At 62.9% G+C, this 23,878-nt stretch carries 27 protein-coding genes and 1 tRNA gene; 11 read left to right on the forward strand and 17 right to left on the reverse strand.

Annotated elements, in window-relative coordinates; genetic code table 11:
* Positions 1 to 5 precede the first annotated feature (5 nt).
* The 3 genes from IVA93_RS36770 (at position 6) to IVA93_RS36780 (ending at position 2,117) form a co-directional block, all read left to right on the forward strand.
* Entirely contained in the window at positions 6 to 1,085 is a 1,080-nt protein-coding gene (locus IVA93_RS36770; RefSeq protein WP_018455749.1) for a sn-glycerol-3-phosphate import ATP-binding protein UgpC, read from the forward strand.
* A 282-nt stretch (positions 1,086 to 1,367) separates the two neighbouring features.
* Positions 1,368 to 1,793, forward strand: coding sequence for an Hsp20 family protein (locus IVA93_RS36775; protein WP_026233018.1), 426 nt, complete (start codon positions 1,368 to 1,370; stop codon positions 1,791 to 1,793).
* 51 nt (positions 1,794 to 1,844) lie between these two features.
* Positions 1,845 to 2,117, forward strand: coding sequence for a BQ00720 family protein (locus tag IVA93_RS36780; RefSeq protein WP_007598581.1), 273 nt, complete (start codon positions 1,845 to 1,847; stop codon positions 2,115 to 2,117).
* 165 nt (positions 2,118 to 2,282) lie between these two features.
* On the opposite strand, the gene IVA93_RS36785 is transcribed toward IVA93_RS36780, so the two are convergent.
* From IVA93_RS36785 to IVA93_RS36830, 10 genes are all read right to left on the reverse strand, one after another.
* Complete coding sequence (locus IVA93_RS36785; protein ID WP_247295991.1) at positions 2,283 to 3,305, reverse strand: glycoside hydrolase family 5 protein; 1,023 nt, start codon at positions 3,303 to 3,305, stop codon at positions 2,283 to 2,285.
* Positions 3,302 to 4,435 (reverse strand): O-antigen ligase family protein, encoded by a 1,134-nt coding sequence (locus IVA93_RS36790; protein ID WP_018455746.1) that lies wholly within the window; start codon positions 4,433 to 4,435, stop codon positions 3,302 to 3,304. The genes IVA93_RS36785 and IVA93_RS36790 overlap by 4 nt, the downstream gene beginning before the upstream one ends.
* Positions 4,436 to 4,881: 446 nt before the next feature.
* A complete protein-coding gene (gene ptsN, locus IVA93_RS36795; protein WP_018455745.1) occupies positions 4,882 to 5,343 on the reverse strand; it encodes a PTS IIA-like nitrogen regulatory protein PtsN in 462 nt (153 codons plus the stop codon).
* A gap of 238 nt (positions 5,344 to 5,581) precedes the next feature.
* Entirely contained in the window at positions 5,582 to 6,199 is a 618-nt protein-coding gene (hpf, locus tag IVA93_RS36800; RefSeq protein WP_026233016.1) for a ribosome hibernation-promoting factor, HPF/YfiA family, read from the reverse strand.
* A gap of 81 nt (positions 6,200 to 6,280) precedes the next feature.
* Positions 6,281 to 7,894 carry an RNA polymerase factor sigma-54 gene (gene rpoN / locus IVA93_RS36805; RefSeq protein ID WP_026233015.1) on the reverse strand — a complete coding sequence of 538 codons (1,614 nt, stop codon included), beginning with the start codon at positions 7,892 to 7,894 and terminating at the stop codon, positions 6,281 to 6,283.
* Between the two features lie 90 nt (positions 7,895 to 7,984).
* On the reverse strand, positions 7,985 to 8,983 hold the full coding sequence (gene lptB / locus IVA93_RS36810; protein ID WP_018455742.1) for an LPS export ABC transporter ATP-binding protein: 999 nt from the start codon (positions 8,981 to 8,983) through the stop codon (positions 7,985 to 7,987).
* Between the two features lie 266 nt (positions 8,984 to 9,249).
* Complete coding sequence (locus IVA93_RS36815) at positions 9,250 to 9,960, reverse strand: LptA/OstA family protein (RefSeq protein ID WP_026233014.1); 711 nt, start codon at positions 9,958 to 9,960, stop codon at positions 9,250 to 9,252.
* 5 nt (positions 9,961 to 9,965) lie between these two features.
* Entirely contained in the window at positions 9,966 to 10,694 is a 729-nt protein-coding gene (gene lptC / locus IVA93_RS36820) for an LPS export ABC transporter periplasmic protein LptC (RefSeq protein ID WP_018455740.1), read from the reverse strand.
* Between the two features lie 144 nt (positions 10,695 to 10,838).
* Positions 10,839 to 11,453 (reverse strand): ribonuclease D, encoded by a 615-nt coding sequence (locus IVA93_RS36825; RefSeq protein WP_007598566.1) that lies wholly within the window; start codon positions 11,451 to 11,453, stop codon positions 10,839 to 10,841.
* 147 nt (positions 11,454 to 11,600) lie between these two features.
* On the reverse strand, positions 11,601 to 13,124 hold the full coding sequence (locus tag IVA93_RS36830; protein ID WP_018455739.1) for a hypothetical protein: 1,524 nt from the start codon (positions 13,122 to 13,124) through the stop codon (positions 11,601 to 11,603).
* Positions 13,125 to 13,899: 775 nt separating this feature from the next.
* Between IVA93_RS36830 and IVA93_RS36835 the strand changes: the two genes are divergently transcribed.
* On the forward strand, positions 13,900 to 14,385 hold the full coding sequence (locus IVA93_RS36835; RefSeq protein ID WP_018455738.1) for a lysozyme inhibitor LprI family protein: 486 nt from the start codon (positions 13,900 to 13,902) through the stop codon (positions 14,383 to 14,385).
* Here IVA93_RS36835 and IVA93_RS36840 read toward each other — a convergent pair.
* Together IVA93_RS36840 and IVA93_RS36845 are read right to left on the reverse strand one after the other, a co-directional pair.
* Complete coding sequence (locus tag IVA93_RS36840) at positions 14,372 to 14,557, reverse strand: hypothetical protein (protein ID WP_157642950.1); 186 nt, start codon at positions 14,555 to 14,557, stop codon at positions 14,372 to 14,374. The two genes, IVA93_RS36835 and IVA93_RS36840, sit on opposite strands and share 14 nt — an antisense overlap.
* Before the next feature lie 44 nt (positions 14,558 to 14,601).
* A tRNA-Leu gene (locus tag IVA93_RS36845) sits at positions 14,602 to 14,688 on the reverse strand.
* Between the two features lie 163 nt (positions 14,689 to 14,851).
* On the opposite strand from IVA93_RS36845, the gene IVA93_RS36850 reads away from it, so the two are divergent.
* Positions 14,852 to 15,817: a complex I NDUFA9 subunit family protein gene (locus IVA93_RS36850; RefSeq protein ID WP_018455737.1), complete on the forward strand. Its 966-nt coding sequence runs from the start codon at positions 14,852 to 14,854 to the stop codon at positions 15,815 to 15,817.
* Between the two features lie 33 nt (positions 15,818 to 15,850).
* Here IVA93_RS36850 and IVA93_RS36855 read toward each other — a convergent pair whose 3' ends face one another.
* On the reverse strand, positions 15,851 to 16,657 hold the full coding sequence (locus IVA93_RS36855) for an undecaprenyl-diphosphate phosphatase (RefSeq protein ID WP_026233013.1): 807 nt from the start codon (positions 16,655 to 16,657) through the stop codon (positions 15,851 to 15,853).
* 170 nt (positions 16,658 to 16,827) lie between these two features.
* Here IVA93_RS36855 and IVA93_RS36860 point away from each other — a divergent pair, with 170 nt between their 5' ends.
* From IVA93_RS36860 to IVA93_RS36870, 3 genes are all read left to right on the forward strand, one after another.
* Complete coding sequence (locus IVA93_RS36860; protein WP_018455735.1) at positions 16,828 to 17,520, forward strand: glutathione S-transferase family protein; 693 nt, start codon at positions 16,828 to 16,830, stop codon at positions 17,518 to 17,520.
* Entirely contained in the window at positions 17,469 to 18,659 is a 1,191-nt protein-coding gene (queG, locus tag IVA93_RS36865; RefSeq protein WP_018455734.1) for a tRNA epoxyqueuosine(34) reductase QueG, read from the forward strand. Before IVA93_RS36860 ends, queG begins: the two co-directional genes overlap by 52 nt.
* 200 nt (positions 18,660 to 18,859) lie before the next feature.
* Positions 18,860 to 19,657 carry an acyl-CoA thioesterase domain-containing protein gene (locus IVA93_RS36870; RefSeq protein WP_018455733.1) on the forward strand — a complete coding sequence of 266 codons (798 nt, stop codon included), beginning with the start codon at positions 18,860 to 18,862 and terminating at the stop codon, positions 19,655 to 19,657.
* A gap of 17 nt (positions 19,658 to 19,674) precedes the next feature.
* Here IVA93_RS36870 and IVA93_RS36875 read toward each other — a convergent pair whose 3' ends face one another.
* Positions 19,675 to 20,142 carry a nuclear transport factor 2 family protein gene (locus IVA93_RS36875; RefSeq protein WP_018455732.1) on the reverse strand — a complete coding sequence of 156 codons (468 nt, stop codon included), beginning with the start codon at positions 20,140 to 20,142 and terminating at the stop codon, positions 19,675 to 19,677.
* A 144-nt stretch (positions 20,143 to 20,286) separates the two neighbouring features.
* Positions 20,287 to 21,099, reverse strand: coding sequence for an alpha/beta hydrolase (locus IVA93_RS36880; protein ID WP_018455731.1), 813 nt, complete (start codon positions 21,097 to 21,099; stop codon positions 20,287 to 20,289).
* Positions 21,100 to 21,348: 249 nt separating this feature from the next.
* On the opposite strand from IVA93_RS36880, the gene infC reads away from it, so the two are divergent.
* On the forward strand, positions 21,349 to 21,888 hold the full coding sequence (infC, locus tag IVA93_RS36885) for a translation initiation factor IF-3 (RefSeq protein ID WP_085349942.1): 540 nt from the start codon (positions 21,349 to 21,351) through the stop codon (positions 21,886 to 21,888).
* 117 nt (positions 21,889 to 22,005) lie between these two features.
* On the opposite strand, the gene IVA93_RS36890 is transcribed toward infC, so the two are convergent.
* Positions 22,006 to 22,410: a hypothetical protein gene (locus IVA93_RS36890; RefSeq protein ID WP_026233012.1), complete on the reverse strand. Its 405-nt coding sequence runs from the start codon at positions 22,408 to 22,410 to the stop codon at positions 22,006 to 22,008.
* A 270-nt stretch (positions 22,411 to 22,680) separates the two neighbouring features.
* On the opposite strand from IVA93_RS36890, the gene rpmI reads away from it, so the two are divergent.
* Both rpmI and rplT read left to right on the forward strand, forming a co-directional pair.
* Positions 22,681 to 22,881, forward strand: a complete 201-nt coding sequence (gene rpmI / locus IVA93_RS36895; protein WP_007598540.1) for a 50S ribosomal protein L35 — start codon at positions 22,681 to 22,683, stop codon at positions 22,879 to 22,881.
* A gap of 81 nt (positions 22,882 to 22,962) precedes the next feature.
* On the forward strand, positions 22,963 to 23,322 hold the full coding sequence (rplT, locus tag IVA93_RS36900; RefSeq protein ID WP_007598538.1) for a 50S ribosomal protein L20: 360 nt from the start codon (positions 22,963 to 22,965) through the stop codon (positions 23,320 to 23,322).
* 1 nt (position 23,323) lies between these two features.
* Here the strand turns inward: rplT and IVA93_RS36905 are convergent, their stop codons facing one another.
* Positions 23,324 to 23,734, reverse strand: a complete 411-nt coding sequence (locus IVA93_RS36905; protein ID WP_026233011.1) for a hypothetical protein — start codon at positions 23,732 to 23,734, stop codon at positions 23,324 to 23,326.
* Positions 23,735 to 23,878: the final 144 nt, after the last annotated feature.

Consider the following 23,878-nt stretch of genomic DNA (forward strand, 5'->3'; position numbering starts at 1 on the left):
ATCCCATGGCTAACGTCACCCTGCGCAACGTCCGCAAAACCTATCCCGGCGGCTTCGAGGCCATCAAGGGCGTCAACGTCGATGTCGGCGACGGCCAGTTCTGCGTGCTGGTCGGGCCCTCCGGCTGCGGCAAGTCGACATTGCTGCGCATGGTCGCAGGCCTCGAAACCGTCACCGGCGGCGAGATCGACATCGGCGGCCGCATCGTCAACCAGATCGAGCCCGCCGACCGCGACATCGCGATGGTGTTCCAGAACTACGCGCTCTATCCGCATATGAGCGTGTTCAACAACATGGCTTACGGCCTGCGCAACCGCGGCATGAAGGAGGCCGAGGTCAAGACCCGCGTCGACGAAGCCGCCCGCGTGCTCGAGCTCACCTCGATGCTGGAGCGCAAGCCGCGCCAGCTCTCCGGCGGCCAGCGCCAGCGCGTCGCCATGGGCCGCGCCATCGTGCGCCAGCCGAAGGTGTTTCTGTTCGACGAGCCGCTCTCCAATCTTGACGCCAAACTCCGCATCGCGATGCGGGTCGAGATCCGCAAATTGCAGCGCCGGCTCAACACCACGTCGATCTACGTCACCCACGACCAGCTCGAGGCGATGACGCTCGCCGACATTCTCGTGGTGATGAATGGCGGCCAGGTCGAGCAGGTCGGCAATCCCTTGGCGATCTACGAGAAGCCGGCGACGACTTTCGTCGCCTCCTTCATCGGCGCGCCACCGATGAATCTGATGTCGATTCGCGCCGACGAGATCAAGTCGCAGCTCGGCAGCACCGACGCCGGCATCCTCGGCATTCGCCCGGAGGATTTCGTCATCACCGACCAGAGCCCGGCCGGCGGCGTCGCCCTTCCGCTCACCGTGGAAGCGATCGAGCGCGTCGGCGCCGAAACCTTCGTTTACGGCACGCGGGCCCAGGACGAGCAGCGCATCGCCGCCAACCCCGGCGAACTGCCGCCCGGCGAGGTCATCGTCCGCATTCCCGGCTCAGAGGCGCCTCCGATCGGCGAGAAGATCCGCGTCGCAGCAATGCGCCAAAAGCTGCATCTGTTCAGCGGCGATGGGCGGACGCGGATCGAGGCCTGATCGGGTTCCGCTGGGCCGTCGATTAAAAAACGCGAAAACAACCCCATGCACAGTAGAAGGGGGTTTGTTTTTGTTGAGAAAAATCACACCGCAATTTCGTCGGGCCGGCTTGTGGCAGGCGTTTCGCGCCATGGCGACAAGTCAGCTTTTGCGGGTGAGCTGCCAGTCCACAGCCCCGGCTACGTCCTTGAACCCACACGCGGATATGCCCATATTGCTGATCAAGGGGTGCCTGTACGGGCCCTGATGCACCAAAGTCGCTTCGAGAGGACTTTGTAAACTATGTCTCGTGTTCCCATGCTTTCCAGTCCCTTCCTTCTGGGCTTCGACGAGATCGAGCGCGTGCTCGATCGGGTCGTCAAAGGCGCCGACGGTTACCCTCCCTACAATATCGAGAGGTGCGACCGGTCGGAGGGCCAGCCCGAGCGTCTGCGGATCACGCTGGCGGTCGCCGGATTCACCCGCGACCAACTCGATGTAACCATTGAGGAAAACCAGCTCGTCATTCGCGGGCGGCAGCAGGACGACAAGACCCGGCAATACATCCATCGCGGCATCGCCGCGCGCCACTTCCAGCGCACTTTCGTGCTGGCGGAGGGGATGCTGGTGCTGGGTGCGGATCTGAAGAACGGATTGCTGGCGATCGATCTTGCCCGGCCGGAACCGGAGAGGATCGTTAAGACAATCGCTATCAATGAGCACGAATAATGGAACGAGTAGCGGACTCGACCGCTTAGTTTCGAGAGAGGAGTCGAGACCATGAGTGAAGGTCACGTTGCGTTCGAATACGAAGCCAAGAACGTCTCGCCGGAAACGCTGGCAACCCTCGGCGAAGGCCATATCGCCTATGTGAAGCAGATCCGCTCTGAGGATGTGCCGGGCCTGTTTCCCGAAGCGCCGAAGATCGCGCCGGGCCTCAAGCTCTTCGCGCTCCACGCCGCCGACGGCACGCCGATCATGCTGACCGACAGCCGCGAAGCCGCAATCGCCAACGCCTGGAGCAACGAGCTGCAAGCGGTGAGCGTGCACTGAGCACGCGCGCGTCGCACGAATAGGGTTTCAAGCGGGCATGCCTTCGCAGGAAGGCGTGCCCGTTTGCTTTGGGGGATCCAGAATCTTTCCGTGGCAAGATTTTGGATTGCTTCGCTCGCTCGCAATGAGGCAGTGTGCGGCGATGGCTCGCGTCCCGGATGCACCTCAACGCCCGGCCGGAAGCAGTGCCCGCAGGATGTCCGGCTTCCAGGCTTGACGCGCGCTGTCGAAGGCCGCGAAATCATGATCGAACTGCCAATAGGCCCAAGCCCAGCCAAGCCGCTCTGCGCTCCGCGCCACGAATGACAGATATCTGGTCCGTGCTTCGGCTGGAGCGGCCTCGTACACGCCGAACTCGCCGAGATAGATCGGGCGCTTTTCTCTTTGGGACCAGGACCGAATCTTCTCGAAATCGGCGCGGGCCTTCTGTTTATCCTCCGGGGTACCCCAGTCGAGCGGGCCGATTCGCGAGAATGTGGGCGACCACGGTGCGCCCTGATGGGTGAAACGGATCGGCGCGTAATAGTGAAACGTGACGATCAGATTCCGGTCATCCGACGGCAGGACCAGGTCCTCGACCGGCATCTCGTCGACGTTGAGAACCGAAGCGATGACCGTCCGCCGGGGATTGGTGGCGCGGATGATGCTGAGGCACTCGTTCAGAAGGCCGTTCCAGCCGGTGGACGACATCTGCCCGCCCGGCTCGTTGAGGACCTCGAAGACAAGTGCTGGATATTTCCCGGCGTAGCGCGCGGCGATTTGGGTCCAGAACGATTTCAGCTTGTCTGTGCACTCGGAGATGTCGCGCTGACAAACATGGGTATCGTGCTCGTCCAGGATGGGGATGAGATTTCGGGCGAGCACTTCCTCGATGACGCCATCGAGCCGCCTCAAGACGACTTCATCCATTACCTTCTCCGGATTCATGAATCTAAAGCCGAAGAAATTTATCCGAACGTGCGAGAACCCGGCGCGTCTGATCGCAGTGAGGTTGTCCAGACGAAATGGCGCGTTTCGGCCTCCCTCCCAGACGCCGTCGTAGCCGAGGATGTTGATGCCGCGCCCCAATTTTGGAGCAGGGGGCGTGTTGGCCTGTCCGGCTGCCTCGGTCCGGAAGCAGATCGGAAGCACGGATAGTGCCAAGACAAGACGAAAGGCTATCGTCCAGCGGACGCGGATGGCATTCATCCTGTTTGCCCCGTCATTGCTGCAGGCCCCTGCTGGGGCACCGGCCTGCACACTGCGAAGAAGAATGCGACGAGCAGCACCGACGTGAACATTGTCGAGCGAAGAAACATCGTCTCCGTGAAGTTCGATTGAAAGCTCAGGACGACGAAGCCGATGATCAGCGCGCAGTGATACCGATCGATCGACCGGGTGGCGATCAAATAGAGGACCTTTTCCGAGAACAGATAAACGCTCGTGACGAACAGCAAATATCCCAGAAATCCAGTTTCAATCGCGACCGCGATGTAACCGCTATGATAATTGTCGAGCACCCAGCCATGATTCTGGTTGAAATAGTCGTAGATCGCGGGGCGCGTCCAGAATCCGTTGATGCCGAAGCCCAGCAGCGGCGCATCGTTGAAATGGCCGATGGCGTACTGCCAAATGAAGGTCCGCTCGGTCAAATCGACGGTCGCCTCGCCGAGATGGATGGAATCGTACCCCGTCACGTAAAAATACAGCATCAGCAGAGCGGCCAGGATGCACATGATGAATGGCAACACCGCATAGATTTTCATGCAGCGGATCGACCACATGGAAGTCACGAGCAGCCCGCCCGCCGCGAATGCGACAGCGCCGGCACCACGCGACTCCGAGGCGATGACGCAGGTCGATGCCAGAACAAGCGACACGAGGAATGCAATCCATCCCTGCCCCGTGATCTTCTGATAACAGGCAAAGAACATCAGATATGCGCTGATAAAGCCGAGCGTCTGCTTCGATTCGTAGATTCCTTGCCACTGGCCGTTGTGCATCCAGCTCTGGTCGACGCCGATCTCGGGCACGAAGACGGCGCACAACGCCGAGGCGGCGACCAGAACGAACAGCCCAAGCGCCGTGGATCCGACGATCTCGTCGATGTCGATACGCGTGATGAGGCAATACGCACCGAAAGTCGTCACCACAAGTGCAACGCTCTTCATGATCGCTGCGATGGAAAGCGTGGTCCAGAGAACGGAAACGGCCGCGAGGGCATAAAATGTGACCAACGCGATGAGATCTGGATTGGGCTGGATCCGGACCCGCGGCCGTACGAAGACACTGGCATAGATCGAGACGATCCACATCAGCAGCGCGACCGCCTGCTGCACATAGCTCCACTCTGAAGGTAGTAATGCGGGGTGAAGAACACCCATTGATGCGACCACGTTGAGGGTGATCGAGCTGCGGATCACGTTTCTGGCCAGCCGTTCCACGCCGGCGCTTGGCGCTTTCCAGATCGCGCTTTCATATGCATCGGAGTCCGCTGCGGTATGCAGTCCGGCGCCAAGCTGACCACCCTGAAGCACGGCCGCGGGCCGCTCTTCCGCCCCGGCACCGATGTGCAGCGGCGCCCTTCCATTCCCAGTCACGTGCACTCAGTCCATAACGGCGAACGGCCCTTAACGATGTGAGGGCCGCTATGCCCTACGTCTCAAACGGGAAGATATTCGCGTCTTCTACCTTCGAGATCAAGATGAGCATGACGAGATTGCTGCGCGCCGCGCAATCCAGGTGCCAGAATCGATCGGGCCTTATCCTGCAAGAAGGAGGGGAGTTACGCCGCGGTCGCCGGCGGCAGCGCGAGCACCGAATAGATCGCCTGGGCATCGCGCGAGGCGCGGAGCTTCTTGGCGATGTCCTGGTCGCGGAGCAGGCGGGCGATGCGGGCCAGCGCCTTGAGGTGATCGGCACCGGCGCCTTCGGGGGCGAGCAGCAGGAAGACGAGATCGACCGGCTGGCCGTCCATCGATTCGAAATCGATCGGGCGATCGAGGCGGGCGAACATGCCGAAGATCTTTTCCAGCTTGGGCAGCTTGCCGTGGGGAATGGCGACGCCGTAGCCGACCGCAGTGGTGCCGAGCTTCTCGCGTTGCAGGAGTACCTCGAACACGGAACGCTCGTTCTGCCCGGTCAACTCGGCGGCCTTGGCCGCGAGTTCCTGAAGCGCCTGCTTCTTGCTGTTGACCTTCAATGCCGGGAGAATCGCCTCGGGCGCGACCAGATCGGTAATCGGCATGGAAGTTTTCCGAGGTGAATGAAAACGTCAGGTTCCGAATTGGCCAGCCTGGACAAAGAACCTGGGCGGGCCGACGTCAAGAAGATGAAGCAGGAGGCGGACTTAGCTCGCCCCCGATGTGGGGGGCTTCTACTCCAACGCAATCCCGGTGCCAACTCCCGCGTGCAGCTTTGCCCCGGTCATTGTTAAGGCGGAAAGGGGCCCCGGCGCGGGGCCCCCAGAGCGTCGCCCGACGGCCTCACGCCTTGCCACCCACCTTGCCGTCCGTCTTGACCCCCGGGGGGTCTATCCAGCCGACATTGCCGTCGGCCCGGCGGTAAATGATGTTCACCCGGCCGGAGGAGCCGTGCTGAAACACCAGGCAGGGCGCCCCGCTGAGGTCGAGTTCCATGACCGCTTCGCTCACGGACAGCGGCTTCAGCGAGGTGGTGGCCTCGGCGATGATGACGGGGCTGTAGCCGGTGATCTCGTCCTCATCCTCACCCTCGCCCGGTGCCTCCAGCACGTAGCTGGTGGCATCCATCGCGGCCAGCGCCGCGGAGGCGACATGGGCCTTGCGGGCGGAGCGATCCTTGAGCCGGCTCTTGTAGCGCTTGAGCCGCTTCTCGATCATCACCAGCGCCTGGTCGGCACTGGCATAGGCGTCCGGTGCGTTGGAATCGGCCTCGAGCGTGATTCCCGAATCAAGATGCAGCGCACAGTCGGTGCGGAAGCCGAAGCCGTCCTTGCTCAGCGTGATGTGACCAGAGTAATTGCCGTCGAAATATTTGCGCAGGACCTCTTCAGTCCGGTCGTTGACGCGGCCGCGCAGGGCCTCGCCGACGTTGACGCTCTTTCCCGAGATGCGGAGAGTCATGTGAACCTCACTTGGTTCGTGCCTGGCCTGGATTTGGGCCCGATAGCAGATCGAGAGTAGCGCGATTTCGCGCCGGCGCAATCAGGCCGGTTCGGGATTGCGGGAGCGATCGGCCATGGCGGTGGAGACGACGTTACCAAGAGCGCTCTGCTTGTCGCGACGGCGTTGCACCGAGGAAGGAATGCGCATGGCTTCGCGGTACTTCGCGACCGTGCGGCGGGCGATATCAATGCCCGAGCCGCGCAAGCGTTCCACGATGGTGTCGTCGGACAGGATCGAGGAGGGCGCCTCCGCATCGATCAGCTGCTTGATGTGGTGGCGCACGGCTTCGGCCGAATGAGCCTCGCCGCCATCGGCCGATGCAATCGAGGCCGTGAAGAAATATTTCAGCTCAAACGTGCCGCGATTGGTCGCCATGTATTTGTTGGCGGTGACGCGCGACACCGTGGATTCATGCATCTGAATGGCGTCGGCGACGCCCTTCAGATTCAGCGGTCGCAGATGCGCCACACCATGGATGAAGAAGCCGTCCTGCTGGCGCACGATTTCGGTTGCGACTTTCAGGATGGTGCGGGCGCGCTGGTCGAGCGCACGCACCAGCCAGGTCGCGTTCTGAAGCGCATCGGTGAAATACGATTTGTCGCCGTCCTTGCCGATCTTCTTCGAGAGCTGCGAATAGTAGGTCTGGTTGACCAGCACGCGCGGCAAGGTGTCGCTGTTGAGCTCGACATGCCAGCCGCCATCGGGTCCCGGGCGGACATAGACATCGGGCACCATGGTCTGGAGCCGGGCCGTGCCGAACTTCATGCCGGGCTTGGGATTGAGCCGGCGGATCTCGCCGATCATGTCGGCGATGTCCTCATCGTCGACGCCGCAAACCTTGCGCAAGGCTCCGATGTCGCGCTTGGCGAGGAGGTCGAGATGCTCGACCAGGGCCTGCATCGCGGGATCGTAACGGTCGAGCTCGCGGAGCTGGATCGCCAGGCATTCGCTCAAATTGCGCGCGCAGACGCCGGGCGGATCGAATTTCTGCAGTACGGCAAGAACGTTCTCGACGTCCTGTTGCGATGCGCCCAGCCGTTCGGCGGCCTGCCCGAGATCCGGCGGCAGGTAGCCGGCTTCGTCGACGAGGTCGATCAGATACTGGCCGATCATGCGCTGCGCGGCCCCGGTGAAGGCAACCGAGAGCTGCTCGGCGAGATGGTCGCCGAGCGTGGTCTCCGCGGCGACAAAGGCTTCGAGATTGTAGTCCTCGTCACCGGAGGCGCCGCCGCCCCATTCGGTGTAGGTGGTCGGCGCCGCATCCTGGGCGTTGCGCGCGGCCGCCTCGGCCGGTTCCTCGGAGAAGACGTTGTCCAGCCCGGTGTCCATGGTCTGCTCGATCTCGGCGCGGGTGCCGAGATCCTTGCTCATCCACTCTTCCTGGCCGGGCTCGAAGGCTTCGCCCGGGCCGCCGCCCGGCTCGTCGTTGTGGCCGCCGTCGCTGTCATTGAACTGGCCGGTCTCGGCCGGGCCCTCGCCCGCGGGCGGCTCGTCATTGGCCCGTTCCAGCAGGGGATTACGCTCGAGTTCCTCTTCGACGAACGTCGTGAGATCGAGATTGGACAATTGCAGCAGCTTGATCGCCTGCATCAACTGCGGCGTCATGACCAGCGACTGCGATTGCCGGAACTCTAATCTCTGCGAAAGCGCCATGAAGCAAGAACCGATCCCAAAAGTTGGTCCGATTTTTGCTTATCCTAGTCCAAGCCCGATGTACACGTCTTGACGAATTGGAAAAACGGGCTAGAGGCGGAATTCCTCGCCAAGGTAAAGGCGGCGCACGTCCGGATCGGCGACGATCTCATCCGGGCTCCCCTCGGTCAGGATCTCACCGGCATAGACGATGTAGGCGCGATCGGTGAGGCCGAGCGTCTCGCGCACATTGTGGTCGGTGATCAGCACGCCGATGCCGCGGTTGGTGAGATGGCGGACGAGGTCCTGGATGTCGCCGACCGCGATCGGATCGATGCCGGCAAAGGGCTCGTCGAGCAGCATGTAGTTCGGACGCGTCGCCAGTGCGCGCGCGATCTCGACGCGGCGCCGCTCACCGCCGGACAACGCAATCGACGGCGATTTCCTTAGGCGCGTGATGTTGAATTCGTCGAGCAGCGAGTCGAGCTGCTGCTCGCGCTTCTTGCGCGACGGCTCGACCACTTCGAGCACGGCGCGGATGTTCTGCTCGACGGTGAGACCGCGGAAGATCGAGGCCTCCTGCGGCAGATAGCCGATCCCGAGCCGCGCGCGCTGATACATCGGCAGCTTGGTGACGTCGTGGCCGTCGAGCTCGATCGCGCCGCGATCGGCCTTGATCAGGCCGGTGATCATGTAGAACACGGTGGTCTTGCCGGCGCCGTTGGGGCCGAGCAGGCCGACCGCTTCGCCACGGCGCACATAGATGCTGACGCCGCGCACGACCTGGCGGCTGCCAAAACTCTTTTCCACGCTATGCACAGCCAGGAAGCCCGGCCGCTTCAAGAGCTGAGGCCCGCCGGAACCGTTGGGCCTGCCGGCAGCCCTCACGGGATGAACCGCCTGGGCCCGGGGCTGCTCGGCTTGATAGTCCCCTTGGAACTGATCGGGTGCGTGCATCGGCTGGTTACGGGCGATCGGCGGCGCGTCCCTGACAGGGCTGGCCACGAGGCCGCCGACGCTGTCAGCGAGCGCGGTGATGTCCTGGCGCGCAAATCCTGGCCGGCCGCGTTTGGCGGGGCGCCGACGGAACATGCTGAAGAGATCGACCATCCCCGCCTTCTAGCCTTTCGCGACGATCCTGCGCGGTCTTCGCGCGATCTGCCACGCCGGCTTCAGGATTCGCCGACGCAGCATGAATGAAGGGATGTCTCATGCCCAGTGAAACACGCCCGAAAAGCGGCGAACCCCGCTTCGAAAGCCCTTCGCGCTAGATACAGTCTCGGCGCGCAAGCTTCAACCTCGGATCGGCGATGATCGACCCAAGCGTCTGAAATCATTCTTCAAATTTACTTTGACGGGCTTGGGTCTACGCTGACTTATTTGGGTTTAGTTGCGCCAGGCAATTGCAGAGGTCCCGCGCCGGGCTTGCCCGCGCCTCCGGATCCGCAATCATTGCCGCCGCCCTGCGGCAGCAGCGCCTGCACCCGGCCGCTATCGGATTCCACACGCGACACGCCCGTGGTCATGTCGACCGCCAGCCGGTCGCCGCGCAGCACGTTCTTGCACTGCGTCAAGACGACGCCCCCGAGCATGGTGATGAGGTTGGTGCGGGTGTCGAACACGGCGGTCTCGCCCGTGACCACCTGGTCCTTCTGGGTGACGACGACATTGCCGCGCGCCTCCAGTCGCTTGATCGAGGAGTTGCCGCCCGGTCCCGGCGTCGCCGACTGCATCGGCGCCCCCTTGGTCGCCTTTGCCGCAGGCTGTGGCGCGGCCGGCTTGTCGCCGCCCGAATCGTAAAACACCACCAGCGTCTTCGAGGTCATGGTGGTGTCGCCCTGAATGACCTTCACATTGCCGGAAAACGTCGCTTCCTTCTTCTTGTCGCGCATCTCGAGCGAGGCGGCCTCGATCTGGATCGGCTGATCGCGGTTCTGCGAGAAGCCCTGCATCGCGTTGGGCACGCCTTGCATCGTGCTCTGCGCGATCGCCGCACCCGTTGCGACCAGTGCGATGCCGACGGCGAGCGCGGCCGCACCCGGGATGACGCGCCGCTTGCCGTCGTTGCGCGGAAAAAACCTGATCATGAAAATCACTTTGAATTGGCGGACTTGTTCTGGGGCGTACGTGTCTTCGCAGCCGGCGCGGGTTCAGTCGGCGCGGGCTGAGTGGCGGCAGGATCGTCCAGCTTGTCGAGGTGCATCACCACATTCCCTTCGAAGCGGATGACGTCGCCGCCTTCCGTGATCCGCAGCCGATCGGCCGTCAGCGTTCCGTTGGTCAGCTTGACGTCGACATGCTCGTCCGAGGAGACCGTGCCCTTGCCCATGTCGACGAAGGCCGAGTTCAGCCGCGCCTCGTAGCCGGTCGAGGTGCGCAGGAAGATGTCCTTGTGCAGGTCGAGCTGCTGCTGCTTGTTGTCGAACCGTCCAGTGCGGGCATCGAGGAACAGGGTCGATTGGTCTTCCATCAGCACCTTCGCGCGCAAATCATGGAGATCGACATGATCGGGATCGGTGATGTCCTGGGTCGCGGTCTTGGCCCAGAGCTCGTAGGGCCGCTGGTCCGGCGTGAAGCCGGACATGTGCGGCGATTCCATCGTGATCTTCGTGCCAGTGACCACGAGATTTCCGGAGTCGAGCTTCACGGGGATCTGGAACGGGTTGAAAATGGTCGAGATGAGGACGAGCAGACCCATGGCCGCGGCCACTGTCGTCGGCACCGCGATGCGCAGAATCCGCACCAGGCGGCTGTGGCGCGCCGCGCTGGCGAACTTCGCCGCGAGCGCGGCGTCGTAGGTGACATTGTGGGCCGAATTCACCTGGGCTCCTGAGGTGTCGCTCGCCTTGTCCGGCTGGCGGGCGCCCCATTGTAGCCGGCAACGCCAAAATATGCAGCCCGCGACAGGCCGTTACGAAAGTGTCTGAAACGGGGCGACCGCCCAGCTTGGCCGCCGCGCTAAACTCTAGGAATGCGCGAAAATGTCCTCTTCGGCCCAGCCCTGGAGATCGAGCAAAGCGCGGGTCGGCAGGAAGTCGAAACAGGCTTTGGCCAGCGCCGTGCGGCCTTCCCGCGCCAGCATGGCATCGAGCCGCTCGCGCAAGCCGTGCAGATGCAGCACGTCGGAGGCGGCGTAGGCGAGCTGCGGCTCGGTCAGGCTGTCGGAACCCCAATCGCTCGATTGCTGCTGCTTGGAGAGGTCGACATTGAGCACCTCGCGCACGAGGTCCTTGAGGCCATGGCGGTCGGTATAGGTGCGGATCAGGCGGGAGGCGATCTTGGTGCAGTAGATCGGCCCGGTCATGACACCAAACGTCTGGTACAGCACCGCGACGTCGAACCGCGCAAAGTGGAAGATTTTCGTGTTCGCGGGATTGGCCAAAAGCGCCTTCAAGTTCGGCGCGTCGGTATGACCTTTGGGGATCTGCACCACGTCCGCGCTGCCGTCGCCGGGTGAGAGCTGCACCACGCAGAGCCGGTCGCGATGCGGGTTCAGGCCCATGGTCTCGGTGTCGATCGCCACCGCTCCGGTATAGCGGGACAGATCGGGCAGGTCGCCGCGGTGCAGGCGTACGGTCATGGCGTTTCAAACCTCAATCGAATCGGTGCGCTTTGCAGGCTAATCCCCGGCACAGACGCTGGCGAGGGCCGGCCGCGATGTATCCGCTGGCAGCCGCCGGCGCAAGCATCAGGCGCGGCTGGTCATACAGAGCCGCGGCGCTGGTCGTCATTGTCTTTTGGCTTCGCCGGCGAAACCGGATTGCGGCCTGACGTAAACGGTCTCGTAAGCGCCGGTGTATTGCTCGCGCCAGCCTCGCCGCTCCACCAGAAATCGCCGCAGCTGTTCGTGCGCCTTGACCCACAGCACGGCGTCGATCCGGTATTTGTCGAGCACCATGTCCCACGCGGCTTCGTCGATCTCCCAGCTCACCAGCTTGAAATAGTCGCGCAGCAAATCGTCCGGATAGGCGGTCGCGGCGCGACCGTCGACGAATGGGGGGACGGTGCCGTGCGTCGCGAAGATCAGGTAGCCGCCGACGTTCCAATTGTTCAGGACCCGCCGACCTGCGAGATGCTTTCGCAGATAGCCGGCATCTTCACTCGACAGCATCGGCGGAAGTGCGAGCGCCGGTGCAACGTTCAAATAGGCCATCGGCAGGGTGCCGAGACCGACGATGCCGGCGGCCAGCAACGCTCCCCTCACGTCCCGACCGGTGAGACGCTCAGGCAGCAAGCGGCTGAGGTGAAGCGCCATCGGCGCGGTCGAGAAAATGAAGAAGAAAGCGATGTACCTGAACTGATACAGTCCCAGAATCAGAAACAGCCAGGACATCAATCTCGGCTCGAGCGGGATCGGTCTGGAGTTTCTGTAGCGAAGCTCGAGCGCGACGAAGGCCAGCATGTACAGGATGCCGGGAATGCTGCCCGGCATTTCCATGTTGTGATAGTAGGACAGCCATTCGCCGATATTGCCCTGGACGAAGTGCCCCATCGTCGCGGCGGCACCGGCATAGATATTCCAGCCGAGCGGATTGATGGAGGTCGCGGCAAGGCACCCGATCCCCGCGAGAGCAAGGATCCGGAGCTCGGCCCAGGCCCCTCTGAGCACGGCGCCGCCGCAGAAGACGCCGATCACGAAAAAGCCGAGCAGAAAACCGCCATGCAGATTGGCCCAGAGCACCATCAACACGGGAAGCACGAACCATCGCGTTCGTCGCAGGCATTCGCGATAGAAGACGACGCAGAACAACATCGTGCATGTATTCGGCGAGACCGCGAGATACATGTTCGGCGAAGCTTCGTAAGCGGGATAGAGCAGGCAGGCCAAGAAGACCGAGACGCAGACCGCGATCGCCGACGCGCCGTAGCCGAGAGAGATCGCGGTCAGGATGCCGACGATCGCTGCGCCGCAGGCCACCGTCAGCAGGACGAGGCTGCCAAAGCCTGCGTATTGAAACGTCGCACTGGCAAGCGCGTCCCAGAGCCAGGACAGATTGAGCCATGGCTTGTCGCCGTGGGTGAACGACCAGGGGTCGTGGAGCGGGATGGCGTTGCGCTCCCGGATGATATCTCCGGCCGCCAGATGCCAGCCCAGATCGTAATGGCCGAGCAGAAGCGGCGCGTTCAAGACGTAGAACAGGCAGATGAACGAGATCAGGAACAGATAAATTCCCGATCTCAGGAGAAACGGGCTGATCGCGTTCGCAGCCTTGTCGAATGCCGGCTCGTGCCAGACCTGATGCTGATCCACCGCTTCCCCCACGATAAAGCGAGCCCGATGGCTCCGCGCTCGCCGACGGCCGGATGCGAGCCTGCCCGCTGACTAAGAGCTAGTTTGTCTAAAGCGGGGTAAATTCGGACGATGCAACCGAGGGGGGATTGGCGGAATGAAATTCCGCTCAACGGCGGGCTTCCGAGGTCTCCCAAGCAGCTGTTTACACTTGGAAATCTTCGAAGCGGACCTGCATCGTCTCATCCCCGAGCTGTTATTAATGGCATTGCTGGAAAATGCCCGAAATCGCTTCAGCTACCGGTTTCGGCAGCGGCGGCGGCGCAGTCACCGGCTTCGGGGGCGGAGGTGGTCTCACCGGCGGGAGCGATTCAACGACCTGGGTTGGGTGTGGTGCCCAGGAAAAGACTCGATCGTCACCTTCAGTTGTCCAAATGGAGGCCCGCGAGACCGCGACCGCGCAGCGTGGAGATCGCCAGTGCGTGCCTTAAGCGGTCCCGCCGTCATTATTCGTCAGCGTAGCTCCTGTTCCACATTCAGGTGAACCAACGCTGGGCCTTCGATGACCAAAGTTGCATGTATCACCTATTGGTCGAAAATCCCGTAAGTCAGGTCAAGGCACATCAAAGGCATTGATTGGAGAGGGCGTAGCCGAAGCCGCATACCCCCTCGTTTTCCCTTCGCACTCGCCGTCCGGCCCTTCCGCCACATCCGCCGGTCTACCGTCTCGCTGAGCTTCATGCGCTCGCAGTGGTGTTCTGTTCCATATTTTCGATGCGTCGAACGGAGATCTCCAATGAAGCTCAAACTTGCCGTCGCGATGCTCGCCGCAAGCCTCCCGATCGCATCGATGGCTTTCGCCCAAGGCATCGCGCCAGCCGAACTTGCGGTGATCGATGGCTGCCTGAAGACCGCGGAGAAAACCGGCGGTTTCGGCGGCGCGTGCGTTGGGCTCGTCGCCGACCCCTGCATCAAAGCGGCAGAGGGCGCGAATGACGATGTCGCCAAATGGAAAGCCTGCGCGGCGCGCGAACTCGCCATTTGGACGCAGAAAACCAATGAGGCGCTAAAGAAGGTTCAGGCCGGCGGGTTCGCCGACGCGATCAAGGCGGTCAATGACTCGCAGAAAACTTTCGCCGCGTCGCGTGATGGCTTCTGCGCGGTCTTCGACAAGGTCGATCCCGGCATGTACCGGGGCAGCGCGAGCTACTGCCGCCTGCGCGAGACCGCGAACCGCTCGCTGAGCCTGATCAAGCTCGGCGCCGCGGTCAACGAGCATTGAGACCTCTTAGGCGCTTGGGGTCATCAGCTTTGCCGACCTTTTCCCACATAGCGATGACGGCTTCGGCCGCGAGCGCGGTGGACGTCGGCGCGTAGCGCTTGCCTGAACGACTGAAGCCAGCCTCCAGATCGCCTGCGATCGCCGTGCCTCGGTTTTGAGTACCGGTCAGCAACTCAAATTCCCTGCAAAAGCGATTTCAATCGCTTGAGTAGGAGATGGTGCCCAGGAAAGGACTCGAACCTTCACGGCCGTTAAGCCACTGGCACCTGAAGCCAGCGCGTCTACCAATTCCACCACCTGGGCATGCCGGTTAGGCACGGAGGCGGTTACTACGGTTCGGTGACGCGGTTGTCAATTCATGCTTGAACCCCGCTTCGGGATGCGGATTGCGCATCGCAAACCGGCCCGATACAAGCCTGACGAGACGCACTCTTCCCGCAGGATATGGACCCCAGGAATGGATCCCATGGCATCGAATCTGGACACGCTCGTCACGGTTTTCGGCGGATCGGGGTTTTTGGGCCGGAATGTCGTCCGCGCGCTGTGCCGGCGCGACTACCGGGTCCGGGTCGCGGTGCGGCGGCCGGAGCTGGCCGGGTACCTCCAGCCCTCCGGCAAGGTCGGGCAGGTCCACACCGTGCAGGCGAATGTCCGTTATCCGGCCTCGATTGAGGCGGCACTGCGTGATTCGCAGATCGTGATCAATCTGGTCGGCATCCTCGCCGAGGGTGGCGCGCAGAGTTTTGACGCCGTCCAGGCCAAGGGCGCCGAGACCATCGCCAAGGCGGCCGCGGCCGCGGGGGCACAGCTGATCCATGTCTCGGCGATCGGCGCCGACGCGGAATCGCCCTCGCGCTATGCCAGGGCCAAGGCGGCCGGAGAAGCCGCGGTCCTGGCCGCGGTGCCGTCGGCGACGATCTTCCGCCCCTCCGTGATGTTCGGCCCCGAGGACCAATTCACCAACCGCTTCGCGGCGCTGGCGCGGATGTCGCCGGTGCTGCCGCTGATCGGCGGCGACACGAAGATGCAGCCGGTCTATGTCGGCGACGTCGCCACCGCGGTCGCGGATGCCGTCGACGGCAAGGCCAAGGCGGGCGCGACCTACGAGCTCGGCGGCCCGGAAGTCCTGACCATGCGCGAGATCATCGAGGCCATTCTCGCGATTGCCGATCGCAAGCCGATGCTGATGCCGCTGCCGTTTGGCCTCGCCCGCTTCAAGGCCAACTTCCTGCAATTCGCGCCGGGCGCGCTGAAGCTGACGCCGGACCAGGTCACGCTGCTCGCGCGCGACAATGTCGTGTCGGACGCGGCGAAGGCCGCTGGGCTAACGCTGGAAGGCCTCGGCATCGCGCCCGACTCGCTTGAAGCGATCGCCCCGCAATATCTCTGGCGTTTCCGCGCCGCCGGGCAATTCCAGCGCAAGAGCGCGTAACCATCCCCGCAGTCAATTGTTTGAAGTTCGGGGTTACCGCCCCAGTGCCAGCGCGATCAGGCCGAGGGTGCCGACGATCACGCGCCACCAGGCGAACACCACGAAGCCGTGGCGGGTGACGTATTCCAGGAACGTCTTCACCACGATGATGGCGGTGACGAACGACACCACGAAGCCGATCGCGACGATGCCCATGTGGTCCATCGTCATCTCGGAGCGGTTCTTGTAGAAATCGTAGGCGAACGCGCCGATCATGGTGGGAATGGCGAGGAAGAACGAGAACTCCGCCGCCGCGCGCTTATCGGCCCCGAGCAGCATGGCGGAGACAATGGTTGCACCGGAGCGCGACACGCCCGGGATCATCGCCAGACACTGCGCGATACCGATGTAAAGATACATCAGCAGCGGAAACCGGGTGGCGTCATGCTCGCGCGCCTTGAGATCGAGCTTGTCGACCCAGAGCAGGATGGCGCCGCCGACGATCAGCGAGAAGCACACCACCCAGGGATTGAACAGCAGACTCTTGATGTATTTGCCGCCGACGAGACCGACGATGACGGCGGGAAGGAACGCCACCAGCACGCCGATCACGAAGCGGCGTGCATAGACGTCACCCGTGAACATCCCGATCGCGACGTCCCACAATTTCTTGAAGTACAACACGACGATCGCGAGGATCGCGCCGAGCTGGATCAGGACCGTAAACGAATCCCAGAACGCGCCTTCGCCGAGATGGAAAAAGCGCTCAGCAAGCAGCAAATGGCCGGTCGAGGACACGGGAAGGAACTCGGTCACACCCTCGATGATGCCGAGGATCACTGCCCGTATTGCATCTGACATATTTACGGTCCATTTCGGCTGGAAAAGCGGGGCTCTTCTCGCCCATCCGCTCCCTTGCTGCAATCGCAAAATGCGGCGTCGCGCCCTTGCTTCGCGGTTTTGAATGACTAGTGTGGCGCCGCACAAAACATTGATGGATTCTTAAGCACCATCACATAGTCAAAGGCTTCATGTTTACGCTGTTTCATCATCCGTTCTGTCCGCATTCGCGGTTCATCCGCCTGATCGCGGGAGAATACGGGCTTGAGCTGAAGCTGATCGAAGAGCGCAGCTGGGAGCGGCGCGAAGCATTTCTGCTGCTCAATGCGGCGGGCACGACGCCCGTCCTGGTGGACGACGAGCAGCCGCCGATCCCGGGCGCGGCGATCGTCGCCGAATATGTCGACGAGGCCTATGGCTCTGAGATGGGACTTAAGCGCCTGATGCCGGACACGATCGGCGAGCGCGTCGAGGTCCGCCGGCTGATGGCCTGGTTCAACGAAAAGTTTTTCGAGGAAGTCTCCCACCCGCTCGTCACCGAGCGCATCTACAAGCGCTTCATGAGCGAGGACAACGGCGGGGGCCCGCCCTCGGCCGACGTGATGCGCGCCGCCAAGGCAAACGTGCGCTATCATCTGGCCTATATCGGCTGGCTGGCGCAGACGCGTAATTTCCTCGCCGGCGACCGGCTCACCTACGCGGATCTCGCCGCCGCGGCGCACCTCTCGGCGATCGACTATCTGGGCGACGTGCCATGGAGCGAGGACGACGCGGCAAAGGCCTGGTACGCACGGGTGAAATCCCGCCCGTCGTTCCGTCCGCTGTTGAGCGAATGGCTGGCGGGCGTGCCGGCGTCGCGGACCTACGTGGACCTGGACTTCTGAACTCCGATCCGACCGAACTGAAGACGGCGCTGGCAAACGAAGCACGTGCGCTCGGCTTCGACTGCATCGGCATTACGGAGCCCGGCACGATCGAAAGCGCCGGAAAACACTTTCTCGAATTCATCGCATCCGGCGGCCATGGCGACATGGACTGGCTCGCCGCGCAGCCGGAGCGCCGGGTCGATCCCCGCGGGCTGTGGCAGGACGTGCGCAGCGTCATCATGCTCGGCGTCAATTACGGCCCCGACCAGGATCCGCTCGCGATCCTGCAACAGCGCACGCGCGCGGCGATCTCGGTCTATGCGCAGGGCGACGACTATCACGACCTCATCAAGAAGCGCCTGAAGGCACTGGCGCGATGGCTGGTCGCGACCGCAACTTGTGAGGTGAAGCCTTGTGAAGTGAAAGTATTCGTCGACACTGCGGCCGTGATGGAGAAACCGCTGGCGCAAGCCGCGCATCTGGGCTGGCAGGGCAAGCATACCAATCTGGTCTCGCGCGAATTCGGCTCATGGCTGTTTCTCGGCGCGATCTACACCACGCTGGAACTGCCGCGCGACGACGCCGAGATCGATCATTGCGGCTCGTGCCGGGCGTGCCTCGACATCTGCCCGACCGCGGCCTTTCCCGCGCCCTACAGGCTCGATGCGCGGCGCTGCATCTCGTATCTCACCATCGAGAACAAGGGCCCGATCCCGCGCGAATTTCGTAAAAGCATCGGCAACCGCATCTATGGTTGCGACGATTGCCTCGCCGCCTGTCCCTGGAACAAGTTCGCGCAGGAGGGCCGTGAGGCCAAGCTCGCCGCACGTGACGCTTTGCGCGCGCCAGGTCTTGCCGAGCTCGCACGGCTCGACGACGCTGCGTTTCGCGCGCTGTTCACCAAATCGCCGGTGAAACGCATCGGCCGCGACCGCTTTTTGCGCAACGTGCTGATCGCGATCGGCAACTCCGGTGATGCGGCACTGGCGGACGAGGCGCGGCGATTGCTGGAGGATGAGAGCGCGCTGGTACGCGGGGCTGCGGTATGGGCGCTGGGGCAGTTGGTGCCGCGGGATGAGTTCGAAACGATGAGAGCAACCGCCATAGCGCGCGAGCGTGATGACGGCGTGCGCGAGGAGTGGGAGCTCGCTTCCTAATCCTCGGTGTCATGCCCCGGCTTGACCGGGGCATCCAGTACGCCGCGGCCTATCGATTCAATCACGAGCGCCGCGGAGTACTGGATCGCCCGGTCAAGCCGGACGATGACACCGTTGTTGTGGTAAGAGCGCTTCGCGCCTCCTCACCACGAGGATTGAGCATCTTGATTTCCCCGCACGTTCCTCCAAGCTCGCGCGTCATGACAAACATGCCTTTCTTCACCCGCGACGGCGACACATTCCACCCGACGGAAGTCGCCAATGGGCCGTGGGATCCGACATCGCTGCACGGACGCGTCATCGTCGGCCTGCTCGGCTTCGCCATCGAGGAGCGCCATTCCGGTCCTGAATTCGTGCCGGCGCGGCTGACCGTCGATATGTTTCGGCTGCCCACCATCGACAAGCCGATCGAGGTGACGACACGGCTGGTGCGCGACGGGATGCGCATCCGCGTCGTGGAAGCAGAGTTCTTTTCCGGCGGCATCGGCATGGCGCGCGCCTCGTGCCAGCTGTTACGGCGAACGCAGAATCCCGACGGCAATGTCTGGTCGCCGCCGAACTGGGACGTGCCGAAGCCGGCCGACATTCCCAAGCCGACCGATCCCAGGCTCGGCATGAACGGCAAATGGACCACGCGACCGATCGTCGGTCACATGGGCTCGCTCGGGCCACGAAAGCTCTGGATGAGCGAGGTGCGCGAGCTGGTCGCGGGCGTGCCGATGACGCCGTTCGTCCATGTCGCCATCGGCGCGGACTTCGCCAGTCCGTTCGCGAACGCCGGCGACAAGGGGCTCGGCTACATCAACAGCGACGTCACGATCTATCTGCACCGCCTGCCGGTGACGAACTGGATCGGCTTCGAGGTGGTGAACCACCAGGCCACCGACGGTGTGGCGATCGGCGAATGCTGGCTCTATGACGAGCAGGGCCCGATCGGCACCGCCACTGTCGCGGCGCTGGCGCAGCGCAAGCCGATGGTAAATCCGTCGAAGCGGTAGGTGCGCAAGAACGACGGCTAACCCAAATGTCGCTTCATCTCCGGCCGCGCCTTGAGCTCCGCGCCCTGTCTGGCGACGATCTTCGCAATCCGTTCCGGCGCAAACTTCAAATCGACAAACGCCGGCGCGGTGTTGGCGACCTCGTGATAGCTGACGATCCTTCCGTCCCGGAGCGTCATGATCGCCACGCCCTCGAACATCGCCCGCGCGCCATCAGCCTCCGGCAAGATCGAGCGATAGCTGAACGTGTAGCGCGCATAGAGCGTGGTGCCGTTCGACACCGGGTCGTGCATGTCCCAGCGAAAGTCGGTCGCCGTGCGATAGAACCAGTCGTCGATCATCGCGGCGATCTTCTCGCGGCCGGCGAAGGCGCCATAGAACACGTCGTGATAGACGCCGTCCTCGGTGAAGAGATCCGCAAAGGCTTTTCCGTTGCGTTGTTCGACGGCGTCGCAGAAGGCGCGCAGCATGGCGGTGGTGGTCATCGGCGATTCTCCCCTCCCATTCTCAGTCATGCCCCGACCGGGGCATCCAGTACGCCGCGGCTTCTCGGCTTGAGCACGAGCGCCTCTGGAATACTGCATCGCCCGATCAAGTCGGGCGATGACACCGAGTGCTAGGTGACGATTTCACCCGATCTCGGCCACGGCGGCAAGAATGCGGGCGATGTCCTGCGGGCGCGAGAGGCGGTGATCGCCGTCCTGGATCATGGTCAGCACGACGTCGTCGGCCGGCAGGCGATGGGTCAGGGCGAACGCGTGCTGCCAGGGCACGTCAGGATCCTGCGCACCTTGCAGGATGCGGACGGGACAGCCGAGATCGATGGCGCTGCCGAGCAGGAGGTGGTTGCGTCCCTCCTCGATTAGATTCCGCGTGATCGGATAGGGCAAGCCGTCGCCATAGTTCGACGGTCTCAGCCAGACGCCTTTGGTCTCGATTTCTTTCTTCACCGCGGCCGGAAAATTCTTCCACATCAGCTCCTCGGTGAAATCGGGCGCCGGCGCGATCAGCACCAGGCCCGCCAGCGAGGCTTTGGCTTGCAGTTTCTTTTGCCGCTTTTTGATCTCGCGCGCGAGCAGCAGCGCCATCCAGCCGCCCATGGACGAGCCGATCAGGATTTGCGGGCCGTCGCAGAACCGCTCGAATACCGCGACGCTTTCCTCGAGCCAGCGCCCGATGGTTCCGTCGACGAAATCGCCACCGGATTCGCCGTGGCCGGAATAATCGAACCGGACCACGGCGCGGCCGTGATCCCGGGCCCATTCGTCCAGCGCCACGGCCTTGCTGCCCTGCATGTCCGACTTGAAACCGCCGAGCCAGACCAGCCCAGGTCCTTGACTTGATTCTTGGGCCGCGCGGCGGCGCACCGCGATCCGGCGTGTGGACGGGCCTTCGCCCACATCGATGAAGTCGAGCACGGCATCGGGAATTGGGTGATTCATGGAACGTTTACTCTGGCTGTGCGGTTTGAGCTGTCCGGACGTGCTCCGCAGCGCAGCCGGACGTCGGCATTGGCCCTTTGGGACGCTTGCGGAACAGAAGCAAGGTGTCTATGTCCCTCTGCGTGCCCCGCCGTGGCCAAAATGCCTCGCATTTGAGGCTTTTTCGACCGCCGCACGAGCGATTGCTTGCCGGCAACCGTATCTTCCTGCAAAATAGCCGCCTCTTTTCATAACTTTGGAGAACCACCCATTCGCCGTCCAAATAAAGCCCCGCCCACTGCCGCCAAAGACGGGCCGCGCATCAATGACGATATTCGCAATGCGCAGATCCAGCTGATCGATCAGACCGGTGACAACAAGGGCACCATCGAGACCGTCGCGGCTATCCGCTTGGCCCAGGAAGCCGGCATGGATTTGGTCGAGATCTCGCCGAACGTCAGCCCTCCCGTCTGCAAGATCATGGACTACGGGAAGTATAAGTATTCCGCGCAGAAAAAAGCCGCCGAAGCCCGCAAGCGGCAGAAGATCGTCGAGATCAAGGAGATCAAGCTCCGCCCGATGATCGACGACCACGATTACGAAGTGAAGATGCGCGCCATGCAGCGGTTCTTCGAAGAAGGCGACAAGGTCAAGATCACCCTGCGCTATCGTGGCCGCGAAATGGCGCACCAGGAGATCGGCACCAAGCTGCTCGACAAGATCAAGACCGACGTCGCCGAGCTCGCCAAGGTGGAGCAGGACGCGCGGTTCGAGGGCCGTCAGGTCGTCATGGTGCTGGCGCCGCGCTGACGCTGGTTCTTTAGGCTGAAGAATTCAACGGCCCGTCCGGATCTCCGGCGGGCCGTTTTGTTTTTTTGCCTCTCCCGCTTGCGCAAGAGAGAGCGCACCGTCCTCTGGAGGCGATAATTACGTCCTCGTCGCATGCCAGGTGCCGCTGCACTGATCGCCGGAGATGATACCCCTCCACGAACCGGCGCCGTTCACGCCAGCGAGGCGGCCGCCGCCGCTGGCATGGGAGGCCCCGACCGAGACCTGGACCGCGACGGTACCGCTGCGATTGACCCTGCCGGAGACCCGACCGCCGCCGGCGGACGACACTCGGCTGCCGGTGACGGTGAAGGGGACGCTGTAGCCCGAGCTGCAATTGCCGCGGGTGGTGGCGAAGGTGACGTTCCAGACGCCGTCATAGCCGCGGATGCGCGCATTGGCACTCGACGGAAACGCGGCCATGGCGAGCACGGCCAACAGCGCCAGGCAGCGCGGACGAGCGACATCAGTCAAGGACGACAGCGTTTGGGAAAAAGGGGGCATTCTGGTCCTGCTCCGGGTCACACGGCTCGGACATGAGGTTAGCAATTCCGGATAGTCGCCGGCTAGGTTCCACCGGTTCATCGTTGCCAATTCGCCCGTCCTCTGTCATAAGCCCAGCCTTCATTGCCCGGCTGATTAAGGGCTGCCGTGGCGGTGTCCGTGCGGGTTTCGCGCTTGTTCGTAAAACCTGAGCACAATCAACGCTCTAACGAGCATTTTGACGGCCAGCCGCCTTTGCGGGCGGATTTCTATGGCCATTAGGAGAGCCAAATGCCCAAGCTGAAGACCAAATCGGGCGCTAAAAAGCGCTTCAAGGTGACTGCCACCGGCAAAGTGATGTTCGCTCATCGCAGCAAGCGTCACGGCATGATCAAGCGGACGAAGAAGCAGATCCGGCAGCTGCGCGGCACCGCCGTGCTGTTCAAGACCGACGGCGACAACGTCAAGAAGTACTTCTTGCCGAACGCCTGATCGCGTCCACGATCATTGCCACCCGCGCCGCAGCTTTCGCGGCGATCCGAACATCAAGTCATCTTTCGAAGGATTTTTGTCATGGCTCGCGTCAAACGCGGTGTGACCGCCCACGCCAAGCACAAGAAAGTCTACAAGGCCGCCAAGGGTTTCCGCGGCCGCCGCAAGAACACGATCCGCACCGCCAAGCCGGCGGTCGAGAAGGCTCTCGTCTATGCCTTCCGTGATCGCAAGCGCAAGAAGCGGACGTTCCGCGCGCTCTGGATCCAGCGCATCAACGCCGCCGTGCGTCCGTTCGGCCTGACCTACAGCCGCTTTATCGATGGCATGGCCAAGTCCGGGATCACCGTGGACCGCAAGGTGCTGTCGGATCTCGCGATCAACGAGCCCGCGTCGTTCCAGGCGATCGCCGAGAAGGCCAAGGCCGCTCTGGCGGCCTGAGCTAGCGGCCGGCTCCGCCGGCCTTCAGCGCGCGTTGCGAGTAGCGCCGGGCGACCTCCGCCCGGCAGAATGCCGTGAACGACAGATACATGGTGCCGGATTTATTCCGGTACTTCCGGTCACACACGCGCATCTCGCGTTGGTAAGCCTGTTTCCGCGCCATGTTGAGGCCGGGCATGAAGTCCGCCTCGCATTTCTTCTCGACGGCGGCGCCGAGCTGGACATCGCCGCTCGCGGTCAATTGGCAATCCTGAAACACCTTGATCGCGCTTTCGCAGCCCTTCTGAGCAGCGATGGTGTCGACGACCTCGTCCAGCGTCATGGATTTCTCCATGCACACCATGGCGCGCGCCGGGTTGCCGGCGACCAAGAGAACGGCGGCGACAGCAGCCAGACCGGATCTTGAGAGCATCGCGAAAGCCTCCTCGTATCCCCCTTGGTGCCAGGCCCCCGCGCGAGGTTCAACCCAGCCGCTCGTCAGCCCGAAATGACCGGCTTTTCGCTTGACGTTACAGCCTTCGGGCGGCGACAACCCAGCCGAATTTGGCAGCAGGGA

The sequence above is a fragment of the Bradyrhizobium sp. 155 genome, assembly GCF_023101105.1.
Classification (GTDB): domain Bacteria; phylum Pseudomonadota; class Alphaproteobacteria; order Rhizobiales; family Xanthobacteraceae; genus Bradyrhizobium; species Bradyrhizobium canariense_D.

Coding starts and splice junctions, on each gene's coding strand:
- IVA93_RS36880 (WP_018455731.1), bottom strand. CDS start 21,099: ATGAATCACCCAATTCCCGATGCCGTGCTCGACTTCATCGATGTGGGC.
- IVA93_RS36835 (WP_018455738.1), top strand. CDS start 13,900: ATGAAGCTCAAACTTGCCGTCGCGATGCTCGCCGCAAGCCTCCCGATC.
- rpmI (WP_007598540.1), top strand. CDS start 22,681: ATGCCCAAGCTGAAGACCAAATCGGGCGCTAAAAAGCGCTTCAAGGTG.
- IVA93_RS36770 (WP_018455749.1), top strand. CDS start 6: ATGGCTAACGTCACCCTGCGCAACGTCCGCAAAACCTATCCCGGCGGC.
- queG (WP_018455734.1), top strand. CDS start 17,469: ATGGCTGGCGGGCGTGCCGGCGTCGCGGACCTACGTGGACCTGGACTT.
- IVA93_RS36870 (WP_018455733.1), top strand. CDS start 18,860: ATGACAAACATGCCTTTCTTCACCCGCGACGGCGACACATTCCACCCG.
- IVA93_RS36860 (WP_018455735.1), top strand. CDS start 16,828: ATGTTTACGCTGTTTCATCATCCGTTCTGTCCGCATTCGCGGTTCATC.
- hpf (WP_026233016.1), bottom strand. CDS start 6,199: ATGACTCTCCGCATCTCGGGAAAGAGCGTCAACGTCGGCGAGGCCCTG.
- rpoN (WP_026233015.1), bottom strand. CDS start 7,894: ATGGCGCTTTCGCAGAGATTAGAGTTCCGGCAATCGCAGTCGCTGGTC.
- IVA93_RS36815 (WP_026233014.1), bottom strand. CDS start 9,960: ATGATCAGGTTTTTTCCGCGCAACGACGGCAAGCGGCGCGTCATCCCG.
- IVA93_RS36785 (WP_247295991.1), bottom strand. CDS start 3,305: ATGAATGCCATCCGCGTCCGCTGGACGATAGCCTTTCGTCTTGTCTTG.
- IVA93_RS36905 (WP_026233011.1), bottom strand. CDS start 23,734: ATGCTCTCAAGATCCGGTCTGGCTGCTGTCGCCGCCGTTCTCTTGGTC.
- lptB (WP_018455742.1), bottom strand. CDS start 8,983: ATGGTCGATCTCTTCAGCATGTTCCGTCGGCGCCCCGCCAAACGCGGC.
- IVA93_RS36855 (WP_026233013.1), bottom strand. CDS start 16,657: ATGTCAGATGCAATACGGGCAGTGATCCTCGGCATCATCGAGGGTGTG.
- IVA93_RS36775 (WP_026233018.1), top strand. CDS start 1,368: ATGTCTCGTGTTCCCATGCTTTCCAGTCCCTTCCTTCTGGGCTTCGAC.
- IVA93_RS36825 (WP_007598566.1), bottom strand. CDS start 11,453: ATGACCGTACGCCTGCACCGCGGCGACCTGCCCGATCTGTCCCGCTAT.
- IVA93_RS36890 (WP_026233012.1), bottom strand. CDS start 22,410: ATGCCCCCTTTTTCCCAAACGCTGTCGTCCTTGACTGATGTCGCTCGT.
- IVA93_RS36850 (WP_018455737.1), top strand. CDS start 14,852: ATGGCATCGAATCTGGACACGCTCGTCACGGTTTTCGGCGGATCGGGG.
- IVA93_RS36780 (WP_007598581.1), top strand. CDS start 1,845: ATGAGTGAAGGTCACGTTGCGTTCGAATACGAAGCCAAGAACGTCTCG.
- IVA93_RS36875 (WP_018455732.1), bottom strand. CDS start 20,142: ATGACCACCACCGCCATGCTGCGCGCCTTCTGCGACGCCGTCGAACAA.
- rplT (WP_007598538.1), top strand. CDS start 22,963: ATGGCTCGCGTCAAACGCGGTGTGACCGCCCACGCCAAGCACAAGAAA.
- ptsN (WP_018455745.1), bottom strand. CDS start 5,343: ATGCCGATTACCGATCTGGTCGCGCCCGAGGCGATTCTCCCGGCATTG.